General features: G+C 72.4%; 13 protein-coding genes, 1 pseudogene and 1 riboswitch. Of the genes and pseudogenes, 8 read left to right on the top strand and 6 right to left on the bottom strand.

What is annotated here, in order from left to right; genetic code table 11:
* The first annotated feature begins 58 nt into the window (after positions 1–58).
* Together hrpA and ACFSE6_RS08085 are read left to right on the top strand one after the other, a co-directional pair.
* On the top strand, positions 59–4,450 hold the full coding sequence (gene hrpA, locus ACFSE6_RS08080; protein WP_388004775.1) for an ATP-dependent RNA helicase HrpA: 4,392 nt from the start codon (positions 59–61) through the stop codon (positions 4,448–4,450).
* A 58-nt stretch (positions 4,451–4,508) separates the two neighbouring features.
* Positions 4,509–4,643: pseudogene (locus ACFSE6_RS08085) on the top strand (helix-turn-helix domain-containing protein); the annotation flags it as partial.
* 135 nt (positions 4,644–4,778) lie between these two features.
* Here ACFSE6_RS08085 and ACFSE6_RS08090 read toward each other — a convergent pair.
* The 4 genes from ACFSE6_RS08090 to thiM form a co-directional block, all read right to left on the bottom strand.
* Positions 4,779–5,468: a TenA family protein gene (locus ACFSE6_RS08090; protein ID WP_388004778.1), complete on the bottom strand. Its 690-nt coding sequence runs from the start codon at positions 5,466–5,468 to the stop codon at positions 4,779–4,781.
* On the bottom strand, positions 5,468–6,274 hold the full coding sequence (thiD, locus tag ACFSE6_RS08095) for a bifunctional hydroxymethylpyrimidine kinase/phosphomethylpyrimidine kinase (RefSeq protein ID WP_388004781.1): 807 nt from the start codon (positions 6,272–6,274) through the stop codon (positions 5,468–5,470). Before thiD ends, ACFSE6_RS08090 begins: the two co-directional genes overlap by 1 nt.
* The gene (gene thiE, locus ACFSE6_RS08100; RefSeq protein WP_465254127.1) at positions 6,271–6,933 is read right to left on the bottom strand and encodes a thiamine phosphate synthase; all 663 of its coding nucleotides are present in this window, start codon (positions 6,931–6,933) and stop codon (positions 6,271–6,273) included. Before thiE ends, thiD begins: the two co-directional genes overlap by 4 nt.
* Positions 6,930–7,751 carry a hydroxyethylthiazole kinase gene (gene thiM / locus ACFSE6_RS08105; RefSeq protein ID WP_388004787.1) on the bottom strand — a complete coding sequence of 274 codons (822 nt, stop codon included), beginning with the start codon at positions 7,749–7,751 and terminating at the stop codon, positions 6,930–6,932. The genes thiE and thiM overlap by 4 nt, the downstream gene beginning before the upstream one ends.
* Positions 7,743–7,841, bottom strand: a riboswitch (TPP riboswitch). (Overlaps the previous gene by 9 nt.)
* Before the next feature lie 242 nt (positions 7,842–8,083).
* Between thiM and ACFSE6_RS08110 the strand changes: the two genes are divergently transcribed.
* The 5 genes from ACFSE6_RS08110 to ACFSE6_RS08130 all read left to right on the top strand — a co-directional run bounded on the left by ACFSE6_RS08110 (position 8,084) and on the right by ACFSE6_RS08130 (position 14,343).
* On the top strand, positions 8,084–10,048 hold the full coding sequence (locus ACFSE6_RS08110) for an acetoacetate--CoA ligase (RefSeq protein ID WP_388004790.1): 1,965 nt from the start codon (positions 8,084–8,086) through the stop codon (positions 10,046–10,048).
* The gene (locus ACFSE6_RS08115) at positions 10,045–11,250 is read left to right on the top strand and encodes a thiolase family protein (RefSeq protein ID WP_388004793.1); all 1,206 of its coding nucleotides are present in this window, start codon (positions 10,045–10,047) and stop codon (positions 11,248–11,250) included. The genes ACFSE6_RS08110 and ACFSE6_RS08115 overlap by 4 nt, the downstream gene beginning before the upstream one ends.
* Positions 11,251–11,426: 176 nt before the next feature.
* Entirely contained in the window at positions 11,427–11,846 is a 420-nt protein-coding gene (locus ACFSE6_RS08120; RefSeq protein ID WP_388004796.1) for a Zn-ribbon domain-containing OB-fold protein, read from the top strand.
* Positions 11,843–12,976 carry a thiolase family protein gene (locus ACFSE6_RS08125; RefSeq protein WP_388004799.1) on the top strand — a complete coding sequence of 378 codons (1,134 nt, stop codon included), beginning with the start codon at positions 11,843–11,845 and terminating at the stop codon, positions 12,974–12,976. Before ACFSE6_RS08120 ends, ACFSE6_RS08125 begins: the two co-directional genes overlap by 4 nt.
* 56 nt (positions 12,977–13,032) lie before the next feature.
* Positions 13,033–14,343, top strand: a complete 1,311-nt coding sequence (locus ACFSE6_RS08130) for an MFS transporter (RefSeq protein ID WP_388004802.1) — start codon at positions 13,033–13,035, stop codon at positions 14,341–14,343.
* Between the two features lie 79 nt (positions 14,344–14,422).
* Here the strand turns inward: ACFSE6_RS08130 and ACFSE6_RS08135 are convergent, their stop codons facing one another.
* Complete coding sequence (locus ACFSE6_RS08135; protein WP_388004805.1) at positions 14,423–15,919, bottom strand: GntP family permease; 1,497 nt, start codon at positions 15,917–15,919, stop codon at positions 14,423–14,425.
* An 83-nt stretch (positions 15,920–16,002) separates the two neighbouring features.
* Entirely contained in the window at positions 16,003–17,136 is a 1,134-nt protein-coding gene (locus ACFSE6_RS08140; RefSeq protein WP_388004808.1) for an NAD(P)-binding domain-containing protein, read from the bottom strand.
* A 147-nt stretch (positions 17,137–17,283) separates the two neighbouring features.
* Here ACFSE6_RS08140 and ACFSE6_RS08145 point away from each other — a divergent pair, with 147 nt between their 5' ends.
* Complete coding sequence (locus ACFSE6_RS08145) at positions 17,284–20,532, top strand: S41 family peptidase (protein ID WP_388004811.1); 3,249 nt, start codon at positions 17,284–17,286, stop codon at positions 20,530–20,532.
* Positions 20,533–20,633: the final 101 nt, after the last annotated feature.

Raw genomic sequence — 20,633 nt, forward strand, 5'->3', positions numbered from 1 at the left:
TCAGCCCTGAGAGATATGCCGTGAAGCACGGGCGCCCCATCGGTGACAATGGAGCATCGTGAGTACGGACCGGGAGACTGCTGCGCCCTCGGCACGGCCCGGCCGGGGCAACCGCCGGCGAGGTGGGCGTGGCCGTCGCGGCGGTCCGCGGCGGGCGGAATTCCGGCCGTGGACCGAGGAGCAGCTGGCCGCTCGCCGGGCCGCCCGTCCCGCCATCTCCTATCCCGAGCAGCTGCCTGTCTCGGCGCGTCGGCAGGACATCGCGGACGCGATCCGCGATCACCAGGTGGTGATCGTCGCCGGGGAGACCGGATCGGGCAAGACGACGCAGATCCCGAAGATCTGCCTCGAGCTCGGCCGCGGGATCACCGGGACCATCGGCCACACGCAGCCGCGCCGGATCGCCGCGCGGACCGTGGCCGAACGCCTCTCCGAGGAGCTCGGTGTCGAGATGGGCGGCGCCGTCGGCTACCAGGTCCGGTTCACCGACGAGGTCTCGGACACCACGCTGGTCAAGCTGATGACCGACGGGATCCTGCTCGCCGAGATCCAGCGCGACCCGCTGCTGCGCCGCTACGACACGGTCGTCGTCGACGAGGCGCACGAACGCAGCCTCAACATCGACTTCATCCTCGGCTACCTGGCCCAGCTCCTGCCGCAGCGACCGGACCTCAAGGTCGTCATCACCTCGGCCACGATCGACTCCGAGCGGTTCGCCTCCCACTTCGGCACCCACGAGGGTGGACGGCCCGACGGCGCACTGGTCGAGCCGGCCCCGGTCGTCGAGGTTTCCGGCCGCACCTACCCGGTCGAGATCCGGTACCGACCACTCGCCCCGGACGACTCGCCCGAGGGGGAGGATCCGGCTGCCGACAGCGACCGGAATCGCCCTCTCGGTGACGGAGGTCAGGCCGTCGCGCCCGAGGAGCCGATCGACCAGATCACCGGCATCACCATGGCCGCCGACGAACTCATGGCCGAGGGCCCGGGCGACATCCTGGTCTTCCTCTCGGGTGAACGGGAGATCCGGGACACCCACGTCGCCCTCGCCGATCACCTGGGCGAGCGGTACCTCGCACCGGGAACGGCGAAGGGATCCGGACACCGACCCGACGCCGTCGAGGTCGTGCCGTTGTACGCACGGCTGTCCGCCGCCGAGCAGCACCGCGTCTTCGAGCAGCACACGACCCGCCGGATCGTGCTCGCCACCAACGTCGCAGAGACGTCGCTGACGGTGCCGGGCATCCGGTACGTCATCGACCCCGGCACCGCGCGCGTCTCCCGGTACTCCAACCGCACGAAGGTCCAGCGTCTGCCCATCGAGCCGATCTCGCAGGCCAGTGCCAATCAGCGTTCCGGGCGGTGCGGCCGCGTGGCCGACGGCATCGCGATCCGGCTCTACTCGGAGCAGGACTTCGCCGCCCGCCCCGAGTTCACCGAACCCGAGATCCTGCGTACCTCGTTGGCCAGCGTCATCCTCCAGATGGCGGCGCTCGGTCTGGGCGACGTCGCGGCGTTCCCGTTCGTGGACCCGCCGGACACCCGCGCCATCCGGGACGGCATCCAGCTGCTGCACGAGATCGGAGCCCTCGACCCCGAGGCCCGCGACCCGCGCAAGCGGCTGACCGGCGTCGGCCGCCAGCTCGCCCAGCTCCCCATCGACCCGCGGCTCGGCCGCATGCTGCTCGAGGCGCAGAAGAACGGCTGCGCCGCCGAGGTCATGGTCATCGTCGCGGCGCTGTCCGCGCAGGACGTGCGCGAGCGCCCGGCGGACAAGCAGGCGCAGGCAGACCAGATGCACCGCCGCTTCACGGATCCGACGTCGGACTTCCTCGCCTACCTCAACCTCTGGCGGTACCTGCGCACCCAGCAACGGGACCTGTCCGGATCGGCGTTCCGGCGGCTGTGCCGCAACGAGTACCTGAACTACCTGCGGGTGCGCGAATGGCACGACGTCGTCGCGCAGCTGCGCCAGCTCGCGAAGCCGCTCGGGCTGTCGATGAAGCCGATCGCCCTGCCGCACGCCGATGACATCGCCGCGACCGCGGAGAATACCCCGGACGGGCGGCCGGACACCGCACGGGCCGCAGTCGCCGTCGGGAAGTCCGCCGACGCCGCGAGCGCCGACGCGATCCACCAATCGCTGCTGGTCGGTCTGCTGTCGAACCTCGGCTCCTACGACGAGCGCCGCCGCGAGTACGCCGGCGCGCGCGGGACGAGGTTCGTCATCTGGCCGGGTTCCGGACTGGCGAAGAAGACGCCGGCGTGGGTGATGGCCGCCGAGCTCGTCGAGACCTCGCGGCTGTTCGCCCGGACGGTCGCGCGCATCCAGCCCGAGTGGGTCGAGCCACTGGCCTCGCACCTCGTGAAGCGGAACTACTCCGAGCCGTACTGGTCGACCAAGCAGGGCGCGGCCATGGTCAAAGAAAAGGTCCTGCTCTACGGCATGACGCTGGTGGCCGACCGCTCGGTGCCGCTCGGGAGGCTCGGCGACCTCGTGCTCGGGGACGTCACCGCACGGGAGCTGGCGCGTGAGATGTTCATCCGCGAGGCGCTCGTCGGCGGCGCCTGGCGCACCCACCACGAGTTCTACGAGCGCAACCGCGAGCTGCTCGCCGAGGCGGAGGAGTACGAGAACCGGGCACGTCGTCGCGACCTCGTCATCGACGAAGACGGGTTGTTCGACTTCTACGACGAGCGCATCCCCGAGCACGTCACCTCGGCCCGCCATTTCGACTCCTGGTGGAAGAAGGCCCGCCGCGAGGATCCGGACCTGCTCACCTTCACCATGGACCTCCTGGTCCCGGGCGCCGGGGAGGTCACCGCCGAGGACTTCCCCGACACCTGGCGCCAAGGTGACCTCACGCTGCCACTGACCTACCAGTTCGAGCCCGGCACCCATGCCGACGGCGTGACGGTCCACGTTCCGGTCGAGGTGCTGGGGCGGCTGCGTCCGGACGGTTTCGACTGGATGGTGCCGGGCCTGGCCCTGGAACTGGCGACGGCGACCATCCGCCATTTCCCCAAGCCCACGCGTCGCCAGCTGGTCCCGGCGCCCGACGTCGCCCGCGAGGTGGTCACGCGACTGCCGCCGTGGGCCGAGGTCGCCCCCGCGCCGGAGGGCGCGCCGTCGTATCGGGAGGCGTTCACCGCCGCGGTGCGTCAGATCCGCGACGTCGACATCCCGGAGGGGGACTGGGAGCCCGACCGGCTGGCCGACCATCTACGCATGACCTTCCGGGTCCTCTCCCAGCGCGGTGCCGTGCTCTCCGAGGGCAAGGACCTCGTGGCGTTGCAGCGTGAGCTCGCGCCGCAGACGCAGCAGGCGGTGTCATCGGCCGTGCGCGGTGCGGTGGCGGCGGCGATGGAAGCGTCCGGTCACCTCGAGGGACGGGGAGGCCGCTCTGCGGGACGACAGCGCCCTGGCCAATCCTCGGCCCGGTCGTCGCGCGTGCCTGGCCCCACAAGCCCCGCTGCCGCACCCTCCCCGTCCCAGGTGGCCGGTCACTCGTCCGGCGCAACCACCTCCTCCGCGGCACTGCCGGAACAGGAGGAGCTGACGGCCTGGCCGGAGGTGCCGGACGGGGTGATCCCGCGGCAGGTGGAGTCCGCAGGTGCACACGGGCTGGTGGTCCGCGGCTACCCCGCGCTCGTCGAGATCCCGGCGAAGGGCGGCGCGGCGACGGTGGCGCTGCGGATCCTGGCCGACGCCGCGGAGCAGGCCCGGGCGCACCGGCTCGGCCTGCGGCGCCTGGTGCTCGGCGAGACCGCCCTGAACACCCAGCGGATCACCACCCGGTGGACCGGAGCGGAGGCGCTGACGCTGGCGACGTCGCCGTACCGCGACACCGACGCGCTGGTGGCGGACGTGCAACTGGCCGCGGTGACCGCGCTGGTGGATGAGTGGGTCTCCGGCCGGGGCCAGATCTGGGACGCCGCCGCCTACCGGGACGTCCTGGCCCATGTGCGGGAGCAGCTCGAGGACCGGGTGCACCAGATCATCCGCCAGGTCGTCGCCACGCTCGAGGCCAAGCGCGAGCTCGACGCGACCATCAAGAACGCCACCTCGATGCACCTGCTAAACACGCTCACCGATGTGAAAGACCAGGTCGCCCGGCTCGTCTACCCAGGTTTCGTCTCCCAGACGCCGGCGGCGCAGCTGGTCCATCTACCCCGGTACCTCAAGGCCGCACGCCGGCGGATCGAGCGGGCCCAGCAGAACGTGCACCAGGACGCGACGCTCGCGTGGACGATCGGCGAGCTCGAGGACGCCTACGAGGCCGCCGTGCAGGCCACCGATCGGCTGGCTCCCGATCCGGCCCGGGAGAACGCCCTCGACGACGTGCGCTGGATGATCGAGGAGCTGCGCGTCAGCTTCTTCGCCCAGCAGCTCGGCACCCCGGTCAAGGTCTCCGAGAAGCGCATCCGCAAGGCCCTCGCCGCACTCTGACCGAGTCAGTTGCCCAGAACGTGCGTGGCTCGTCCCGGTCTCGGGATCGACACAGGCCGAGTTCGCCCGCGAGATCGGCACGTCCAGGACGCGGCTGTCGACGTACGCCTCGGGTGCCGTCACGCCGTCGGCGGCCTTGCTGCTGCGCATGGAGCGAGCCGCGGACATGACTGACCACTCGACGCGCGAATGACCACTCGGCACGAAAGTGACCACTCGGCACACGATTGACCACTCAGCACATGATTGACGACTCGCGCTCATGGCGGAGGGGCAGGGGCGAGCGGCCGCAGCGGCTGAGCGCGCGGGCGGGGTCGGCGGGCGAGGCTCAGACCGGCCACGCTTCCCGGCGATACGCCGCGTCCCAGAACATCCACTCGAACTGGACCCCGCGGCGGAAGGACTCGTGCATCCGCGCCACGGTGCCCGGATCGGACTGCGCCGCAACCTCGTCGACGATCGCGCGGGCCTGCGCCGTCGAGGCGGCGAAGTCCGGGTCGCCGTAGGTGCCGATCCAGTCCGCGTACGGGTGTGCGGACAGGTCGCCGATGCGCTCCTTCAGGCGTGTACCGACATCGTCGTAGATCCAGAAGCACGGCAGGACGGCGGCCACCAGCACCGGATAGCTACCCGACGACGCGAGGGCAAGGACGTAGGAGGTGTACGCCGTCGTCGTCGGGCTCGGTTCGGCAGCCGTCAGATCGGCCACGTGCGCGCCGTGCAGCACCCGTTCGACCTCGACCGTGCGGGCGGCGCTGGTGGACCAGAACAGCAGGTGGTCCGGCCGCGGCGCCTGGACGGCGCACGCTGCGAGTGACCGGCCGTACTCGGCCAGGTACAGCGCGTCCTGGGCGAGGTAGCCCGTGAAGACCTCGTGTGGCAGGGTGCCGGCCTCGAGCTCGCGCAGGAACGGCAGCTCGTCCACGGCGGCACGGATTGCGGCGGCGCGCTCCCACGCCTCGTCGGTGAAGGTCCGCCCCGCACCGGCGGAGACGGTCTCGGTGGCCGGCGTGGTCATCACTGCCTCCAGTACTCGTAGAAGTGGTGCACGGGCCCGGGCCCCCGGCCGATCTCCAGGCCGGCGCCGGCACGCAGCGCCCCGGTCAGCCAGGACTTGGCGTCGGCCGCCGCGTCCCGCCAGCTCGTCCGACGCGGACGCAGGGCCGCGATCGCGGACGAGAGGGAGCATCCCGTGCCGTGCGTGTTCGGCGTCTCGACCCGGGATCGGACGAGGACCTCCTCACCGGCCTCGTCGACCCAGACGTCGGCGGCCTCGTCACCCCTCAGGTGGCCGCCCTTGAGCAGCACCCGTGCGGCGCCCAGCCGCTGGAGCGCACGGGCCTGGGCGCGCATGCCGTCGACGTCGTGGGCCTCCTCGCCGTCCAGCAGGACCGCCGCCTCCGGGACATTGGGCGTGACGACCGAGACGTGCGGCAGGAGGTCCCGGACTGCGCCGACGGCATCGTCGTCGAGCAACCGGGAACCGGCCGTGGAGACCATCACCGGATCGAGGACAACGGCGTGCCCGGGCCATCGGGCCAGGAAGTCGGTCACCGTCCGGACGGTCGCGGCCGAGGACAGCATCCCGATCTTGACGGCGTCGAGCGACACGTCGTCCACGAGCGTCTCGAGCTGCTCCCGGACGAACTCCGGCGGCACCGGGTGCACCCCGGTCACGCCCTGGGTGGACTGGGCGGTCAGGGCGGTCAGCACCGCGCAGCCGTAGGCGCCGAGCGCGGAGAAGGTCTTCAGGTCCGCCTGGATGCCGGCGCCGCCCGAGGGGTCGGATCCGGCGATGGTCAGCGTGACGGGGATCGCGGTCATGAGGCTCCTTCCCTCGCGGCGTCCCAGCGGTCGCGTAGCTCACGCGTGGCCGCCGCGGGTTCGTCGGCGGCACAGATCGCGCTGACGACGGCGGCACCGGCCACGCCGGTCGCCCGCACCTCGGCGATCCGCCCGGCGTCGATCCCGCCGATGGCGACGCACGGCCACGGGCTCGCGGCCACGACGTCGCGCAGCCGACCCGGGCCGCCCGGCGGGGCGTGCCCGGGCTTGGTCGACGTCGCCCAGACCGGCCCGACGCCGAGGTAGTCGAGGGCCTCGCCGTACTCACGCGCGGCCTCGACCTGCCCGACGTCGTGCACGGACAGCCCCAGCAGTCGCGTCTCGCCGAGCAGGGCACGAGCCCGCGGGACGGACATGTCGCCCTGGCCGATGTGTGCGCCGTCCGCCCCGATCTCGCCGACGAGATCCGCGCGGTCGTTGACCAGCAGCGGCACCCCGGTCCCGGCCAGCACGTCCCGGACGGCCCGCCCCAGGGCCACCAGCTCCCGGTCACCGGCGTCCGGATCCCGCAGCTGGACCATGGTGACCCCGGCCCGCACGGCCGCGGCCACGGTCTTCGGCACCCCCCGCTCGCCGCACATCCCGGTGTCGGTGACCAGGTACAGCGAGTAGTCCGGCGCTGGTCGCACGGACGTCATGAGAGGCGGACGCCGTCGGCGACGGCCGCAGGTTGGAGGCGGTCCAGTTCGTCGAGCAGCGCGACGGCGAAGCTGCCCGGTCCCCGGGCGGCGCGTTGGGCGGCTTCGGCCGCGAGTGTGAAGACCGCTGTCGCGGCCGTCGCGGCGACCAGGCGGTCGGCGACGACGGCGGTGAACCCGGCCATGAGCGCGCCGAGGGCGCAGCCCGCACCGGTGACCTTGGTCAGCAGCGGACTGCCGTTGGACACCCGCACCACTCGCTCGCCGTCGGTGACGTGGTCCACCCGACCGCTGACGGCGACGACGCAACCCAGTTCGTGAGCCAGCGCGGTGGCGGCGGGCATGGCGTCCTCGGCGGCGTCGACGCCTTCGACACCCTTTCCGCCCGTGCCCCCGTCGAGGGCGAGGATCTCCGAGGCGTTCCCGCGGATGACGGCGGGTGCGTGGCGGCCGAGCAGGTCATGGGCGATGCGCGTCCGCCACGCCAGGGCACCTGCCCCGACCGGGTCGAGCACCCACGGCGTGCCGGCCTCGGCGGCGCCCGCCACCGCCTCGGTCATGGCGGCGGCGGTCTCCTCCTGGGGAGTGCCGACGTTGACGAGGACGCCGCCGGCCACGCCGGCGCACGCGCGGGCCTCCTGCGGGTTGTCGACCATCACCGGGCTGGCACCGGCGGCGAGCAGCGTGTTCGCGGTCCATTGGGCGACGACGACGTTGGTCAGGCACTGGACCAGCGGGGCGCCCTCCCGTAGCGCGGACAGGGCGGCTGCCAGACCGCCCGGATCAACGGTGTCGACGGGAGTGGAGGGTGCAGACATCTGCGACGTTCCCTTCGCTAGTACGAACTAGATCAGGTTCAACGGGTGTGCTCTCAGCCGTGCCGGTGCACGGCACCCCGCGTCGTGGCCAGGGTACGCCCCCGCCGGTGGGTCGGCGCGCGTTCGGTCGGTGAGCGTGAGCGATCACCACCGAGGGCAAGCGCCCTCGCCGATGTCTCGGATGCTGGTCCCGGCCGGCCCGGCGGTCTCACATGCCGTCCCCGTCCTTCTCACGCGGCGGGATAAGGGGCAGCCTGCACCCTGCACCCGTCTGCGTACCGCGTGTGCGTAGATACGAGTCCGTGACGAGACCGGAGAGGAGGCCCGGCCACATGCCCGAACCGACCGTGCTGTGGACGCCGCCGGAGTCGGCGTTCGAGGACTCGGCGATGGCGCGCTTCGCCCGTGCCCAGGGCCTCGACCCGCACCGCTACGACGAGCTGCACGCCTGGTCGGTCACCGACCGCGCCGGCTTCTGGTCCGCGCTGTGGGACTTCGCCGGCGTCGTCGGCGAGAAGGGTGACGTCATCGAGCAGCCCCCCGGGGCGACGGCGCACCAGGAGGAGCTGGCGTCCCTGCGGCACGGCCACATGTTCGGCACCCGCTTCTTCCCGCACGGGCGGTTGAACGTCACGGAGAACCTGTTGCGGGGCGCCGGCGGCCGCCTCGCCGTCGTCGCGGCCGACGAGACGGGCGTCCACACTCGCCTGACGTTGGACCAGCTCCGCGGCCGGGTGGCGGCCGTCCAGGCCGGGCTGCGGGCTCGGGGCGTGCGCCGCGGCTCCGTCGTCGCCGGCATCATGCCGAACGACGTCGACAATCTCGCCGCGATGCTCGCCACCCTGAGCCTCGGCGCGGCCTGGGCCGGCTGCTCGCCCGACTTCGGGCCGGTGGGACTGCGGGACCGGATCGGGCAGGTCTCCCCCGCGCTCGTCATCTCGGCCGGCAGCTACACCTACAACGGCAGGGCGTTCGACGTCGCCGCCAAGGCTCGTGAGGTCCTCGATGGTCTCGAGGCCCGCGCGGAGCTCGTCGTCACCGGTACTCCGCAGTGGCAGGAGGAGTTCTGCGACACCGGCGCGGAGCTCGTCCTCGAGCGGCACCCGTTCGACACCCCCGGGCTCATCATGTTCACCTCCGGGACCACCGGGCTGCCGAAGGCCATCGTGCACGGCGCGGGCGGCGTGCTCCTCCAGCACCTCAAGGAACACGTGCTGCACGGCGACGTCCGCCCGGGCGATGTGCACTCCTGGTTCACCTCGACCGGGTGGATGATGTACGGCTGGGTCGTCTCGGTGCTCGCGGCCGGCGCCGCCGTCGTCCTCATCGACGGCAACCCGGCCCCACGCAGGCCCGACGGGACACCGGACCGCGGGCACCTGTGGCGGCTGGCCGAGGACGCCGGGATCACGCACTTCGGCACCTCGCCCGCCTACCTCTCCGGCCTCACCGGTGCCGGCTACCGACCGGCCGAGCACCACGACCTGGGAATGCTCCGCTCCGTCCTCTCCGCCGGGGCGCCACTGAGCCCGGAGCAGTACGACTGGTTGTACGCCCACGTCAAGGCCGACATGATCGTGGCCTCGATCTGCGGCGGGACGGAGATCCACGGCTGCTTCCAGCTCGGCTCGCCGATCCATCCCGTCCGGCGCGGGGAGATCACCTGCCTCGCCCTCGGCCACGCCATGGCCGTCCTGGACGAGCGCGGCGCCCCGGTGGTCGGGGTCAAGGGCGAGCTGGTGTGCACCGAGCCGTTCCCCTCCATGCCGCTGACCTTCCTCGGCGAGGGAGGCCTGCGCCGCTACCACGACGCCTACTTCGCCGACCGCCCCGACATCTGGACCCACGGCGACCTCGCCGAGATCACGCCGCGCCGCTCGGTGGTCGTCTACGGCCGCAGCGACACGACGCTCAAGCCCCAGGGGGTGCGGATCGGCACCGCGGAGATCTACCGCGTGGTCGACCGCCGCCCGGAGATCGCCGACGCCGTCGTGTTCGGGCACCAGCGGGCCACGGACGAGGACGTGGTGCTGTGCGTCGTCCCCGCCGACGGCGTGGACCTCAGCGACGAGCTGGTCAGCGCTCTGCGGGCGGACATCCGTGCGCAAGCCTCGCCGCGGCACGTGCCGGCGCAGGTGTTCGCGGTACCCGCGGTCCCGGTGACGCACAACGGCAAGAAGGCCGAGGGCGCGGCCAAGGCGGCTGCGGCCGGATTGCCGGTCAAGAATGAGGCGTCACTGGCCAACCCGCAGTGCCTGTCCGCCTACCGCCAGCTCTTCGCGCAGGAGACGGTGTGACGCGGCCGCCCGGGACCTCGCGCGCGGCGATCATCGGCGTCGGCGAGCTGACCCCGGTGCGACGCACCGAGGGTGCGACCACCATGGGGCTGCTCGCCCGTGCCGCCCGGCTCGCGCTGGACGACGCCGGGTTGGAACCGGGCGACGTCGACGGCCTGTTCATGGGCCCGCAGGTGGGCGAGACACCGCAGCACGTCCCCGCCACCCTCGCCGAGTACCTGGGTCTGGCGCCACGTGCCGCCAACGTGGTCGACCTCGGCGGAGCCACCGGCCCGGGGATGATCTGGCGTGCCGCGGCCACCATCGACGCGGGGATGGCCGAGACGGTGCTGTGCCTGGTGGGCAACCACCGCAATCCGGAGCCGGTGCGCTCGCCGAACCGGAACCCGATCCGCGAGTTCGACGTCCCGCACGGCGCGAGCGGCGCGAACGCCTCCTACGCGTTCCTCAAGTCGGCGCACATGGCGGCCCACGGCACGGCCGACGCCGACTATGCCCAGATCGCCGCGATCTCCCGCGCGCACGCCCAGGACAACCCGGCAGCGATCTTCCACGGGACGCCGGCCACGCTGCAGGACGTTCTCGACTCGCCGTACATCGCCGAGCCCTTGCACCTGCTCGAGATCGTCATGCCGGTCGCGGGAGCGACGGCCGTGGTGGTCGTCAGCCCCGAGCGGGCCGCCGCCCTCGCCGCCGACGGCCGGCTCCCGCACCCGCCGGTGCACCTGCTCGGCGCCGGCGAGAAGGTCACCCACCGGGCGATGAGCCAGGCGCCGTCGCTGACCTCGGGGCCGCTACGGCCGGCGATCGCCCAGGCCTACGCCCAGGCGGAGACCGGCCCGGGGGGCCTCGACGTCCTCTCGCTGTACGACTGCTACACGGTCGTCACCGCTCTGACCCTCGAGGACGCGGGCCTGTGTCCTCCCGGCGGCTTCGCCCGATGGTTCGGCGAGCGGGACGTCTCCCACCGCGGCGAGGTCACCTACAACCCGCACGGCGGTCAGCTCGGGTGCGGACAGGCGGACCTGGCGGGCGGCATGAGCCACGCGATCGAGGCCGTGCATCAGCTTCGCGGTACCGCGCGCGGCCGCCAGCACCACCGCGCGGACGGTCGGCCCTCGACCGCTCTGGTCACCGGGAACGGCGCCACCCTCAGCGAGGCCGTCGCCCTCGTGCTGCGCGGCGAAGGAGTCACAGCGTGAGTGCGAGGAGCCCCCGCGCAGGGACGCCGAGGGACGAGGTGTACCGGAGCGAGGCACCGCAGCACTCGCGCGATAGAACACACAGCGTGAGTGCGAGGAGCCGCCGCGCAGGGACGCCGAGGAACGAGGTGTACCGGAGCGAGGCACCGCAGTACTCACGCGAAGGCAGATACAGCATGAGCAAACTCGCCGACCTCACCGTCCCGGCACCGACTCCGACCGGTGAGACCCAGCACTTCTGGGACGCCCTGGCCGACGGCCGGTTCGAGCTGCCCTACTGCACGCGCTGCGAGACCTGGTTCTTCTATCCGCGCGCGATGTGCCCCACCTGCTGGCGCGAGGAGTGGCGGTGGCGGCCTGCCTCCGGGCGCGGCACCGTGGCCGGCTGGTCCCGCGTGCACCGACCCGGCCATCCCGCGTGGGCCGCGGCAGCCCCGTACCTGCTCGCCGTCGTCGTTCTCGACGAGGGTCCACGGATGCTCGCGCACGTGCTGGAGGGCCCGGCCGTGCCCGCCGTCGGATCCGCCGTCCGCGTCCGACCGACGGCGGTGGGCGGCCACGTCATCGCAGCCGTCGCCGTCGAGGAGGCCTCGTGACCACCGTCCCGCCCGTGTATCTGCTCGACGGCGTGCGCGTGCCCTTCGGCCGCGTGGGCCGGGCGTTGTCCGAACTCTCCGCCACGAACCTCGGCTCGGTGCCGGTGGCCGAGGTGCTGCGGCGTCACCCGGAGGTGCCCGTCGACGCCGCGCTGCTCGGCGTGGTCGTCCAGGCGGGCCTCGGTCAGAACCCGGCCCGGATCGCGGCGCTGGCCGGGGGGATGGACCCGACGGTGCCGGCCGTGACGCTCAACAGCGTCTGCCTCGCCTCGCTCGAGACCGTATGCGACGCCGCTCGCCGGATCGCCGTGGGGGAGGGACGGGCCTACCTGGTCGGCGGGTTCGACTCGATGTCCACCCGGGCGCGGCTCGGGGGTGAGTCGGACGTCGTCCTGCACGACGGGCTGCTCGACGCCGCCAGCGGCCGGTCCATGGGCGTGGTCTCCGACGCCGCCAACGCCGAACTCGGGCTGACCCGGGGTGACCAGGACGCCTGGGCGCACCGTTCGCACGAGCGCGCGGTGGCCGGGCGAGACTTCCTGCGCGGCGAGACGGTTCCCGTCCACCTGCCCGACGGTGCTGTCCACCGCGACGACGAGGGCGTCCGGGCGACGTCGTCGCTCGAGTCCCTGGCCGCCCTGGAGCCTGCCTTCGGTGCGGACGGCACCATCACCGCGGGCAACGCGTCCCAGACGGCCGACGGCGCGTCCGCCGGGCTCGTCGTCTCGGCGCCCGTGGCCGAGACCTCCGGCGTCACGCCGTTGGCGCGCGTGGTCGACTGGGCGTTCGTCGCCGGCCCGGACACGTCCCTGCATCTCAAGCCGGCGCGGGCGGCCCGGCAGGTGCTCGAGGCGAACGCGCTGGCCCCCTCGGACGTCGACGTGTGGGAGATCAACGAGGCGTTCGCCGGCGTCGCGATCGCCACGGCGCGCGAGCTCGCCGTGAACGACGCCGCCGTCAACGTCCACGGCGGGGCGATCGCCCTCGGTCACCCGCTCGGCGCCAGCGGGTTCCGGCTGGCGCTGACCGCAGCACGGACCCTGCGCGCCCGCCACGGCCGATACGCCGTCGCCACCCTGTGCGGCGGTGGCGGTCAGGGTCTGGCCGTCCTGCTCGAGGCGGTCTCGTGATCCGCCGCTGACACCCCCGCTCCGCTTCGTATCCGAACGCACACCGCCAAGGAACCATGACTTATTCCGCCACCACGACCACGCCGGGCCCGATCGACACCCGGCGCGAGTCCCGCAAGGCCGCCGTCTCCAGCTTCGTCGGCACGTCCATCGAGTGGTACGACTTCTACCTCTACAGCGCGGCGGCCGCACTGATCCTGCCCGCGGTGTTCTTCCCGGGAGACGCGGACGGCGTCGGCATCATCAAATCCTTCGCCACCTACGCCGTCGGGTTCGCCGCCCGGCCGCTCGGCGGGTTCGTCTTCGGCCACTTCGGCGACCGGATCGGCCGCAAGACCATGCTCATGTTCTCCCTGATCATCATGGGCGCGGCAACGTTCGGGATCGGGCTCCTGCCCTCGTTCGACACCGCCGGTCTGTGGGCGCCCATCGGTCTGTGCGTGCTACGCCTGATCCAGGGGTTCGCCGTCGGCGGCGAGTGGGGCTCGGCCGTGGTGATGGTGGTCGAGCACGCTCCGAAGGACAAGAAGGGGCTGTTCGGCTCCTTCCCCCAGCTCGGCGTGCCGGTGGGGCTGCTGCTCTCCTCCGGCGTCTTCGGACTCGTCCACCAGCTGACGGGCGAGAATTTCGTGGCCTGGGGCTGGCGGATTCCGTTCCTGCTCTCGGCTGTCCTCATCGTCGTGGGGGTCGTCGTGCGGCTCACGCTCGCCGAGTCACCAGAGTTCCAGAAGCTGCTGGACACCGACACCCGCGCCGAGCGGCCGTCCCGCGACGTCATCGTCGAGCAGTGGCGCACGCTGCTGCTGACCATCGGGATGAAGCTGTTCCAGAACGCCGTCTTCTACATCTACACGGCCTTCATGCTCAGCTACATCTCCGGGCGGCTGGGCATGGACGAGCAGGTCGGGCTGAACGCGGTCATGATCTCGTCGGTGGTCGGATTCGCGACGATCCCGGGCTGGTCCTGGCTGACCGACCGCATCGGCCGCAAGCCGGTCTACCTCGCCGGCTGCATCCTCGGCACGCTGTACTTCCCGCTGTCGTTCCTGCTCTTCGACCAGGCGAGTGTCGTGTGGGTGACGATCGGGATGATCATCGGCGCGAACCTGCTGCACGACATGATCTACGGGCCGCAGGCGGTCTACTTCTCGGAGTTGTTCGGCACGAAGGTGCGCCTGTCCGGCACCTCGATCGGCTACCAGATCGGCGCCATGCTCGCCGGTGGGCTCTCTCCCCTCATCGCCGCCTCGCTGCTGGAACTGCAGGACGGCGCGACCTGGGGGATCGCCGTCTACATCATGTCGCTGGGCGCGATCTCGACCGTGTGCACCCTGCTCGCACGCGAGACGCGGCCGCGCCGGAGTTGAACGCCCCGGTTCGGTTCGCTCCTCTTCCCCGAACGAGGTTGCAGAATCCGTCGAAAAAACGACGATTCCGGCAACCTCGTCACAGGATGAGGCTCGCGACGAACAAGAGCGGGATCGAGGCCGCCCACGCCACAGTCGTGATCCCGGACCACCCTTTCAACGCCGCGGTGCCGTCGAGTCCGGTGAACCGCGTGACGACCCAGAAGTAGGAGTCGTTGAAGTAGGAGCAGCACATCGACCCGGCGGTGCACGCGAGCGCGGCGACGACGGGGGAGATTCCCAACCCGGCGACCAGCGGGGCCGTGACCGACGCCGCCGTGATCATCGCGACCGTGCCGGAGCCCTGCGCCAGCCGGACCAGCGTCGCGATGACGAACGGGACGAGGAACGCCGGCAGTCCGGTGGCCCCGACCGCCTCCGCGAGGGCGTCGCCGACGCCGGACTCGCGCAACACCAGCCCGAAACCGCCCCCGGCGCCGGTGATGAGCAGGATCAGGCCGGCCGACGCGGCTGCCTCTGCGAGCCAGGAGTGCACCCGCCCGCGTGGCGTCCACCGGGGCAGGAGTGCGTAGACGGCGATGACCAGGCCGATGATGAGTGCGATGACCGGGTCGCCGAGGAACGCGAACGGCTGGGTCCACGCCGCCGCCTCGTAGTCGCCGTACAGCGCGCCCTGGTTGCTTCGATCGATGGCGGCGGTGACGGTGTTCGCCACGATGAGGACCAGCGGGACCGCGAGCGGCAGGAACGCCAGGAAGCCGCTGATCCGGCGCGCTCGCCCCTCCTCGGCGGGGGCCTCGCCGGCCTCTGCCGCGTCGCCGGCCGCTTCCGGGGCCGAGACCGTCGTGCCCGCCTCGCCCGAGTGCTCCTGTGCCGAGCCCCGGTGTGCGTCCGTTCCGCCGGTCCCGCGTACCCGGGCGGGCTCCGGGTAGACCGCCTCACGCACCGCCGGGACGATCTCGGCTTCGAGCCTGGGCCCGATCCACCGGGCGTAGAGCACCACGACCGGCAGCAGGATCACGGTGAACACCAGGCCGGTGAGGATGACGGCGCCGAGGTCGGCCTGCAGGATGCCGGCCACGCCGAGCGGACCTGGCGTCGGCGGGACCAGGTGGTGCGTCAAGGTCATGCCACAGCCCAGTGCGAGCGCGAGCGCCACGTAGCCACCGCGCTTCACCCGGGCGATCGACCGGGCGAGCGGGTTCATGATCACGTACCCCGAGTCGCAGAAGACCGGCACGGAGACGACGGCGCCGACACTGGCCATCGCCCATTCCTCACGGCCCTTGCCGAACGCCCGCAGGAAGGCGCGTGCCAACGCGTCCGCGGCGCCGGAGACCTCCAGGATCTTGCCGATCGCCACACCGAGGCCGATCACGATGCCGATGCTGGCGAGTGTGCTGCCGAATCCTTCGGTGATCCACCCGACGATGTCGGTCGGCGAGCCTCCGGCCACCAGTCCGGTCACGAGCCCCGCCGCGATGAGGCCGACGAACGCGTCCAGTCTGGTGAACAGCACCACGACGACGATCGTGGCGACACCGAGTGCCAACGCCAGCAGCAGGTTCAGTTCCATGTGCAGCCCCTCGTCGGACCAGGCGGCGTCGTCACCGCACGGGTGGGGGCAGTCTCGCGGCAGCGCGATCGGCGCCGCAACTCTCAGGCGGCCACCGGGGCGAGCCGCTCGCTCAGGTGAACCACCGCGTCGCGGCCCGCCCGGTTGGCGCCGACGGTCGAGGCCGAGGGGCCGTACCCGACGAGATGCAGCCGCGGTTCGGCGGCCACCGCGGTGCCGTCCATGACGATTCCGCCGCCCGGCGATCGCAGCCGCAACGGCGCGAGGTGATCCAGGGCGGCGCGGAACCCGGTGGCCCAGACGATGGCGTCGACCGCCAGGAACGAGCCGTCGGCCATCCGGAGCCCCTCGGGCTCGATCCGGGTGAACATCGGGTGCCGGTCGTAGATGCCCCGGGCCTGCCCGGCACGCACCTCCGGCGTGCGGATCAGCCCGGTCACGGAGACCACGGACCGTGGCGGCAGACCGCGGCGGACCCGGTCGGCGACCATGCTGACGGCGCGGCGGCCCGCCTCACTGTCGAAGTCCTCGCGCCAGCGGGGCTCTCGACGGGTGAACCAGGTGGTGGTCGCCACCCGCGAGATCTCGTCGAGGAGTTGGACCGCGGAGATCCCGCCCCCGACGACGGCGACGTGCCCGCCCGCGAACTCCTCGGCCCCGACGTAGTCGGCCACGTGGAGCTGCCGGCCGCGAAAGTCCGCTCGTCCCGGGTAGACGGGCCAGAACGGTTTGCTCCAGGTGCCGGTGGCGTTGATGACGCCGCGCGCGGCGATCGTGCCGGTGAACGCCTCGCCACTCACCTCGACGAGCAGGTTGCCGGCGGGGTCGTCGTCCGCGCGCCGGACCGCTCTCACTCGCACCGGACGGAGGACCGGGAGACCACGGTCGGCCTCATAGTCCGCAAAGTAGCGCGGCAGCGCCTCCCGGCTCGGTTCGCAGGGATCGACATCGGGTACGTCCATCCCTGGCAGGCCGAAGATGCCGTTGACGGTCGCCATGCGCAGCGAGCGCCAGCGGTGCCGCCACGCACCACCCGGACCGCTCTCCGCGTCCAGGACGAGGAACGTACCCGTTGCGCCCGGGTCGTCCGCAGCCACCTGGTGCGGCGACGCCGGCACGAAGCCACGCCGCTGCAGGTGATAACCGGCAGACAGGCCTGCCTGCCCGGCCCCGACGACCACGACGTCGGCGCGGCGGGTCGGTGCGGGCGTGGTCATACCCCGTCAACACGAACCGCCGGCGACTGCTTCCGCGGCAGGCCGTGCCCCAGGTCACGTGCCGCCAGGCCGGGGACACAGCAGAGCCCGGGCCGGGGCGATGGCAAATCCCTAGGCCTCACCGAGAGGCCTGGTTAGGTTGAGCGGGTGACCGACGCATCTGCCGCCACCCCGTACCTGCGCTATCCCCACGTCCGAGGTGACCTCGTGACGTTCGTCGCCGCCGACGACGTCTGGCTCACCACCGTCGACGGCGGTCGCGCCTGGCGCCTGACCACCGACCGTGCACCGGTCCGTCAACCGCGACTGGCACCGGACGGCAGCGCCGTCGCATTCGTCTCCTACCGGGACGGGCACCCCGAGGTCATGGTCGCCGACGTCGACTCCGGGCAGGTCCGCCGGCTCACCTGGTGGGGAGGGACGGTCACCACGATGCTCGACTGGTCCGCCGACGGGCGGATCCTCGTCGCCTCGAACGCCGGAGAGGCCAGCATCCGCCACGCCGTGGTCAAGGCGGTCGCGCTGGATGGCACGAGCGAACGGTTGCGGTACGGCGCAGCCTCCGGCCTGGCGGTCCACCCCGGTGGCGCCGTCGCGCTGAGCACGCCGTGGAGCCGTCCGCCCGCGCACTGGAAGCGCTACCGGGGCGGGACGGCACCGCGGCTGTGGCTCGACCGGTCCGGTGACGGCGGGTGGGAACGGCTGCTGCCGGACGAGGACGCGTCCCTGGTCGACCCGCTCTGGATCGGCGACCGCCTGCTGTTCGTCTCCGACCGCGCCGCCCGCTTCCCGGACCGCGCGGACGAGCAGGCCAACCTGTGGGTCTGGGACGAGCCCACCGTGCCCGGTTCGCAGCCGCGTCAGCTGACCACCCAGGACGCCGCGACCGGCTACGTCCGTGACGCCACCACCGACGGCGTTCGCGTCACCTGGCACAGCCGTGGCCGGATCTGGCTGCTGGACAGCGTGGACGCCGCGCCACGCTCGCTCGAGGTGAGCCTGCCGGGCACCGCGCCGGCGCGCACCACGGCCGCCCCGACGGAGAACCTCACGGCCCTGGCCCCCGACCACGGCGGCGACCACAGCCTGGTCTCCTGGCGGGGCACCGCGTTCTGGTTGGCGCACCGCGAGGGGCCGGCGCACGCCCTGGTGGCCTCCTCCGGTGTCCGAGTGCGCGAACCGGTCGTCCTCGGCCGCACCGGCCGGGCCGCCGTCGTCACCGATGCCGACGGCGAGGATGCGCTCGAGATCCACACGCTCGACGGCTCCCGGCCGCCCGAGCGCCTCCTCGGCGGGGAGCTCGGCCGGGTGCTGCACCTGGCGGCCGACCCGGCCGGTGATCGGCTGGCGGTCATCTCGCACGACGGCGCGATCCGCCTCGTCGAACCGGTCGCCGGAACCGTCCGCGAGGTCGGCCGGTCGCTCCAGGGTGAGGCGCTCGACCCGAGCTTCTCCCCGGACGGTCGTTACCTCCTCTGGTCTCAACCCACCGGCGGCGAGGGCGAGCTGCACCAGATCGTCGTGCTCGAGGTGACCCGCCCTCAGGCCACTCCCGTGCCGTTGACCACCGGGCAGTACCACGATCATTCGCCGGCGTTCACGCTGGACGGGAAGTACGTCGTCTTCCTCTCCGACCGGACCTTCGACCCGGACTACGACAAGCACGAGTTCGCGCTGTCCTTCACCGCGGCCACGCGCCCCTGGCTCATCCCGCTCGCGGCCACCGAGCCGCCGCCGTTCGGGCCCAGCGCCGACGGGTGGCGAGTCTCGAAACCGACCGACGAGACCGCGAAGGACACGCCGAAGCCCGTCACCTGCCCGGACCTGGACGCCGACGGCGCCGAGGCGCGGATCGTGCCGTTCCCGGTCCCGTCCGCCGAGTACCGCGACCTGCGCGCGGTCAGCGACGGCGTCGTGTGGATCCGAGTGACCGAGGAAGAGGGCACGTTGGGCAGCCGCCGGGCGGGCGTGAGCGGGGAGCGAACCCCGGACCGGGTGGAACGGTGGTCGTTCCCGGACCGCAAGGTCAGCACGATCGTCGAGAAGGCGGACGCCTTCGCCGTCTCCGGCGACGGCGAGCGCCTCGTGGTCCGGCACCAGGACGCGGTGACGGTCACCCCCGCTACCCGCAAGGTCGAGGAGGACGACGACGAGCTGGTCGCCGTGGACCTCGACCGGCTCCGCTTCGAGGTCGATCCGCCGGCCGAGTGGCGCCAGATGTTCGACGAGAACGCCCGGATCATGCGCACCCACTTCTGGCGGGCCGACATGGACGGCGTCGACTGGGACAGCGTCGTGGCCCGGTGGCGCCCCGTCGTCGAACGCGTCCGGACCCACGACGACCTCGTCGACCTGCTGTGGGAGACCGTGGGCGAGCTCAACACCTCGCACGCCTACGTCATGCCCGCCGCACCCCTGGGGAACAAGGATCGGCGCCTCGGCTTCCTCGGGGCGGACCTCTCCCCTGCCGACGGCGGATGGCGGATCGACCGCATCCTGCCGGGTGAGTCGAGCGAGCCCGACGCCCGCTCGCCGCTGCGTGCGGCCGGCGTGGACGCCCGCGAGGGCGACCTCGTCGTCGCGGTCGACGGGGTGCCGGTCAACCCGGCGGCCGGACCCGCCGCCGGTCTGATCGGTGCGGCGAACAAGCCCGTCGAGCTGACGCTGCGCCGCGGCAGCGAGGACCGCCGCGTCGTGGTGGTCCCGCTCGCGGACGAGGAGGTCATCCGCTACCAGGACTGGGTGCGGTCTCGGCGCGAGTACGTCCGCGAGCGCACCGGAGGCCGGCTGGGCTACCTGCACGTGCCGGACATGATGAGCTACGGCTGGGCCCAGCTGCACCGCGACCTGCGGCTGGCGAGCGAGGCCGAGGGCATCGTGGCCGACGTGCGGTACAACCGCGGCGGGCACACCAGCCAACTGGTCATCACCCGGCTCGCGGCCCGTGTGGTCGGCTGGGCGACCTCCCGGCACTACGCCGCGCCGACGACGTACCCCGAGCGGGCACCACGCGGCCCGGTGGTGATGGTGGCGAACGAGTTCTCCGGCTCGGACGGCGACATCGTCAACGCCGCCGCACAGGCGCTGGGCGTCGGACCCGTCGTCGGTGTGCGCACCTGGGGCGGAGTCGTCGGCATCGACGGCCGGTTCGACCTCGTGGACGGCACGGCGATCACGCAGCCGCGGTACGCGTTCTGGCTCGAGCGGAAGGGCTGGGACGTGGAGAACCACGGTGTCGACCCCGACATCGAGGTGGTGCACACCCCGTCCGACCTGTTCGCCGAGCACGACCCGCAGCTCGACCGGGCGATCACCGAGGCACTGTCGTTGCTGGAGCAGCAGCCCGCAGCGACGCCGCCTCCGCTGCCCGAGCCCAAGGTCCGCCCCGCCGGCTGAGGCCGGCCCCGGCCGGAGCAGGAGCCGGCCGCTCGGTTCGCGTGTCTCACATCCCGTGCGGGCCGGCCGGCGTGCGGCTCCTGTGGGCGCGGGCTCGTAGG

Source organism: Georgenia deserti (genome assembly GCF_042680605.1).
Taxonomy (GTDB): domain Bacteria; phylum Actinomycetota; class Actinomycetes; order Actinomycetales; family Actinomycetaceae; genus Allobogoriella; species Allobogoriella deserti.

Excerpts from the sequence above, each read along its gene's own strand:
- ACFSE6_RS08135 (WP_388004805.1), bottom strand. The coding sequence starts at position 15,919 with ATGGAACTGAACCTGCTGCTGGCGTTGGCACTCGGTGTCGCCACGATC.
- ACFSE6_RS08120 (WP_388004796.1), top strand. The coding sequence starts at position 11,427 with ATGAGCAAACTCGCCGACCTCACCGTCCCGGCACCGACTCCGACCGGT.
- ACFSE6_RS08090 (WP_388004778.1), bottom strand. The coding sequence starts at position 5,468 with ATGACCACGCCGGCCACCGAGACCGTCTCCGCCGGTGCGGGGCGGACC.
- thiM (WP_388004787.1), bottom strand. The coding sequence starts at position 7,751 with ATGTCTGCACCCTCCACTCCCGTCGACACCGTTGATCCGGGCGGTCTG.
- thiE (WP_465254127.1), bottom strand. The coding sequence starts at position 6,933 with ATGACGTCCGTGCGACCAGCGCCGGACTACTCGCTGTACCTGGTCACC.
- ACFSE6_RS08140 (WP_388004808.1), bottom strand. The coding sequence starts at position 17,136 with ATGACCACGCCCGCACCGACCCGCCGCGCCGACGTCGTGGTCGTCGGG.
- ACFSE6_RS08130 (WP_388004802.1), top strand. The coding sequence starts at position 13,033 with ATGACTTATTCCGCCACCACGACCACGCCGGGCCCGATCGACACCCGG.
- ACFSE6_RS08110 (WP_388004790.1), top strand. The coding sequence starts at position 8,084 with ATGCCCGAACCGACCGTGCTGTGGACGCCGCCGGAGTCGGCGTTCGAG.
- thiD (WP_388004781.1), bottom strand. The coding sequence starts at position 6,274 with ATGACCGCGATCCCCGTCACGCTGACCATCGCCGGATCCGACCCCTCG.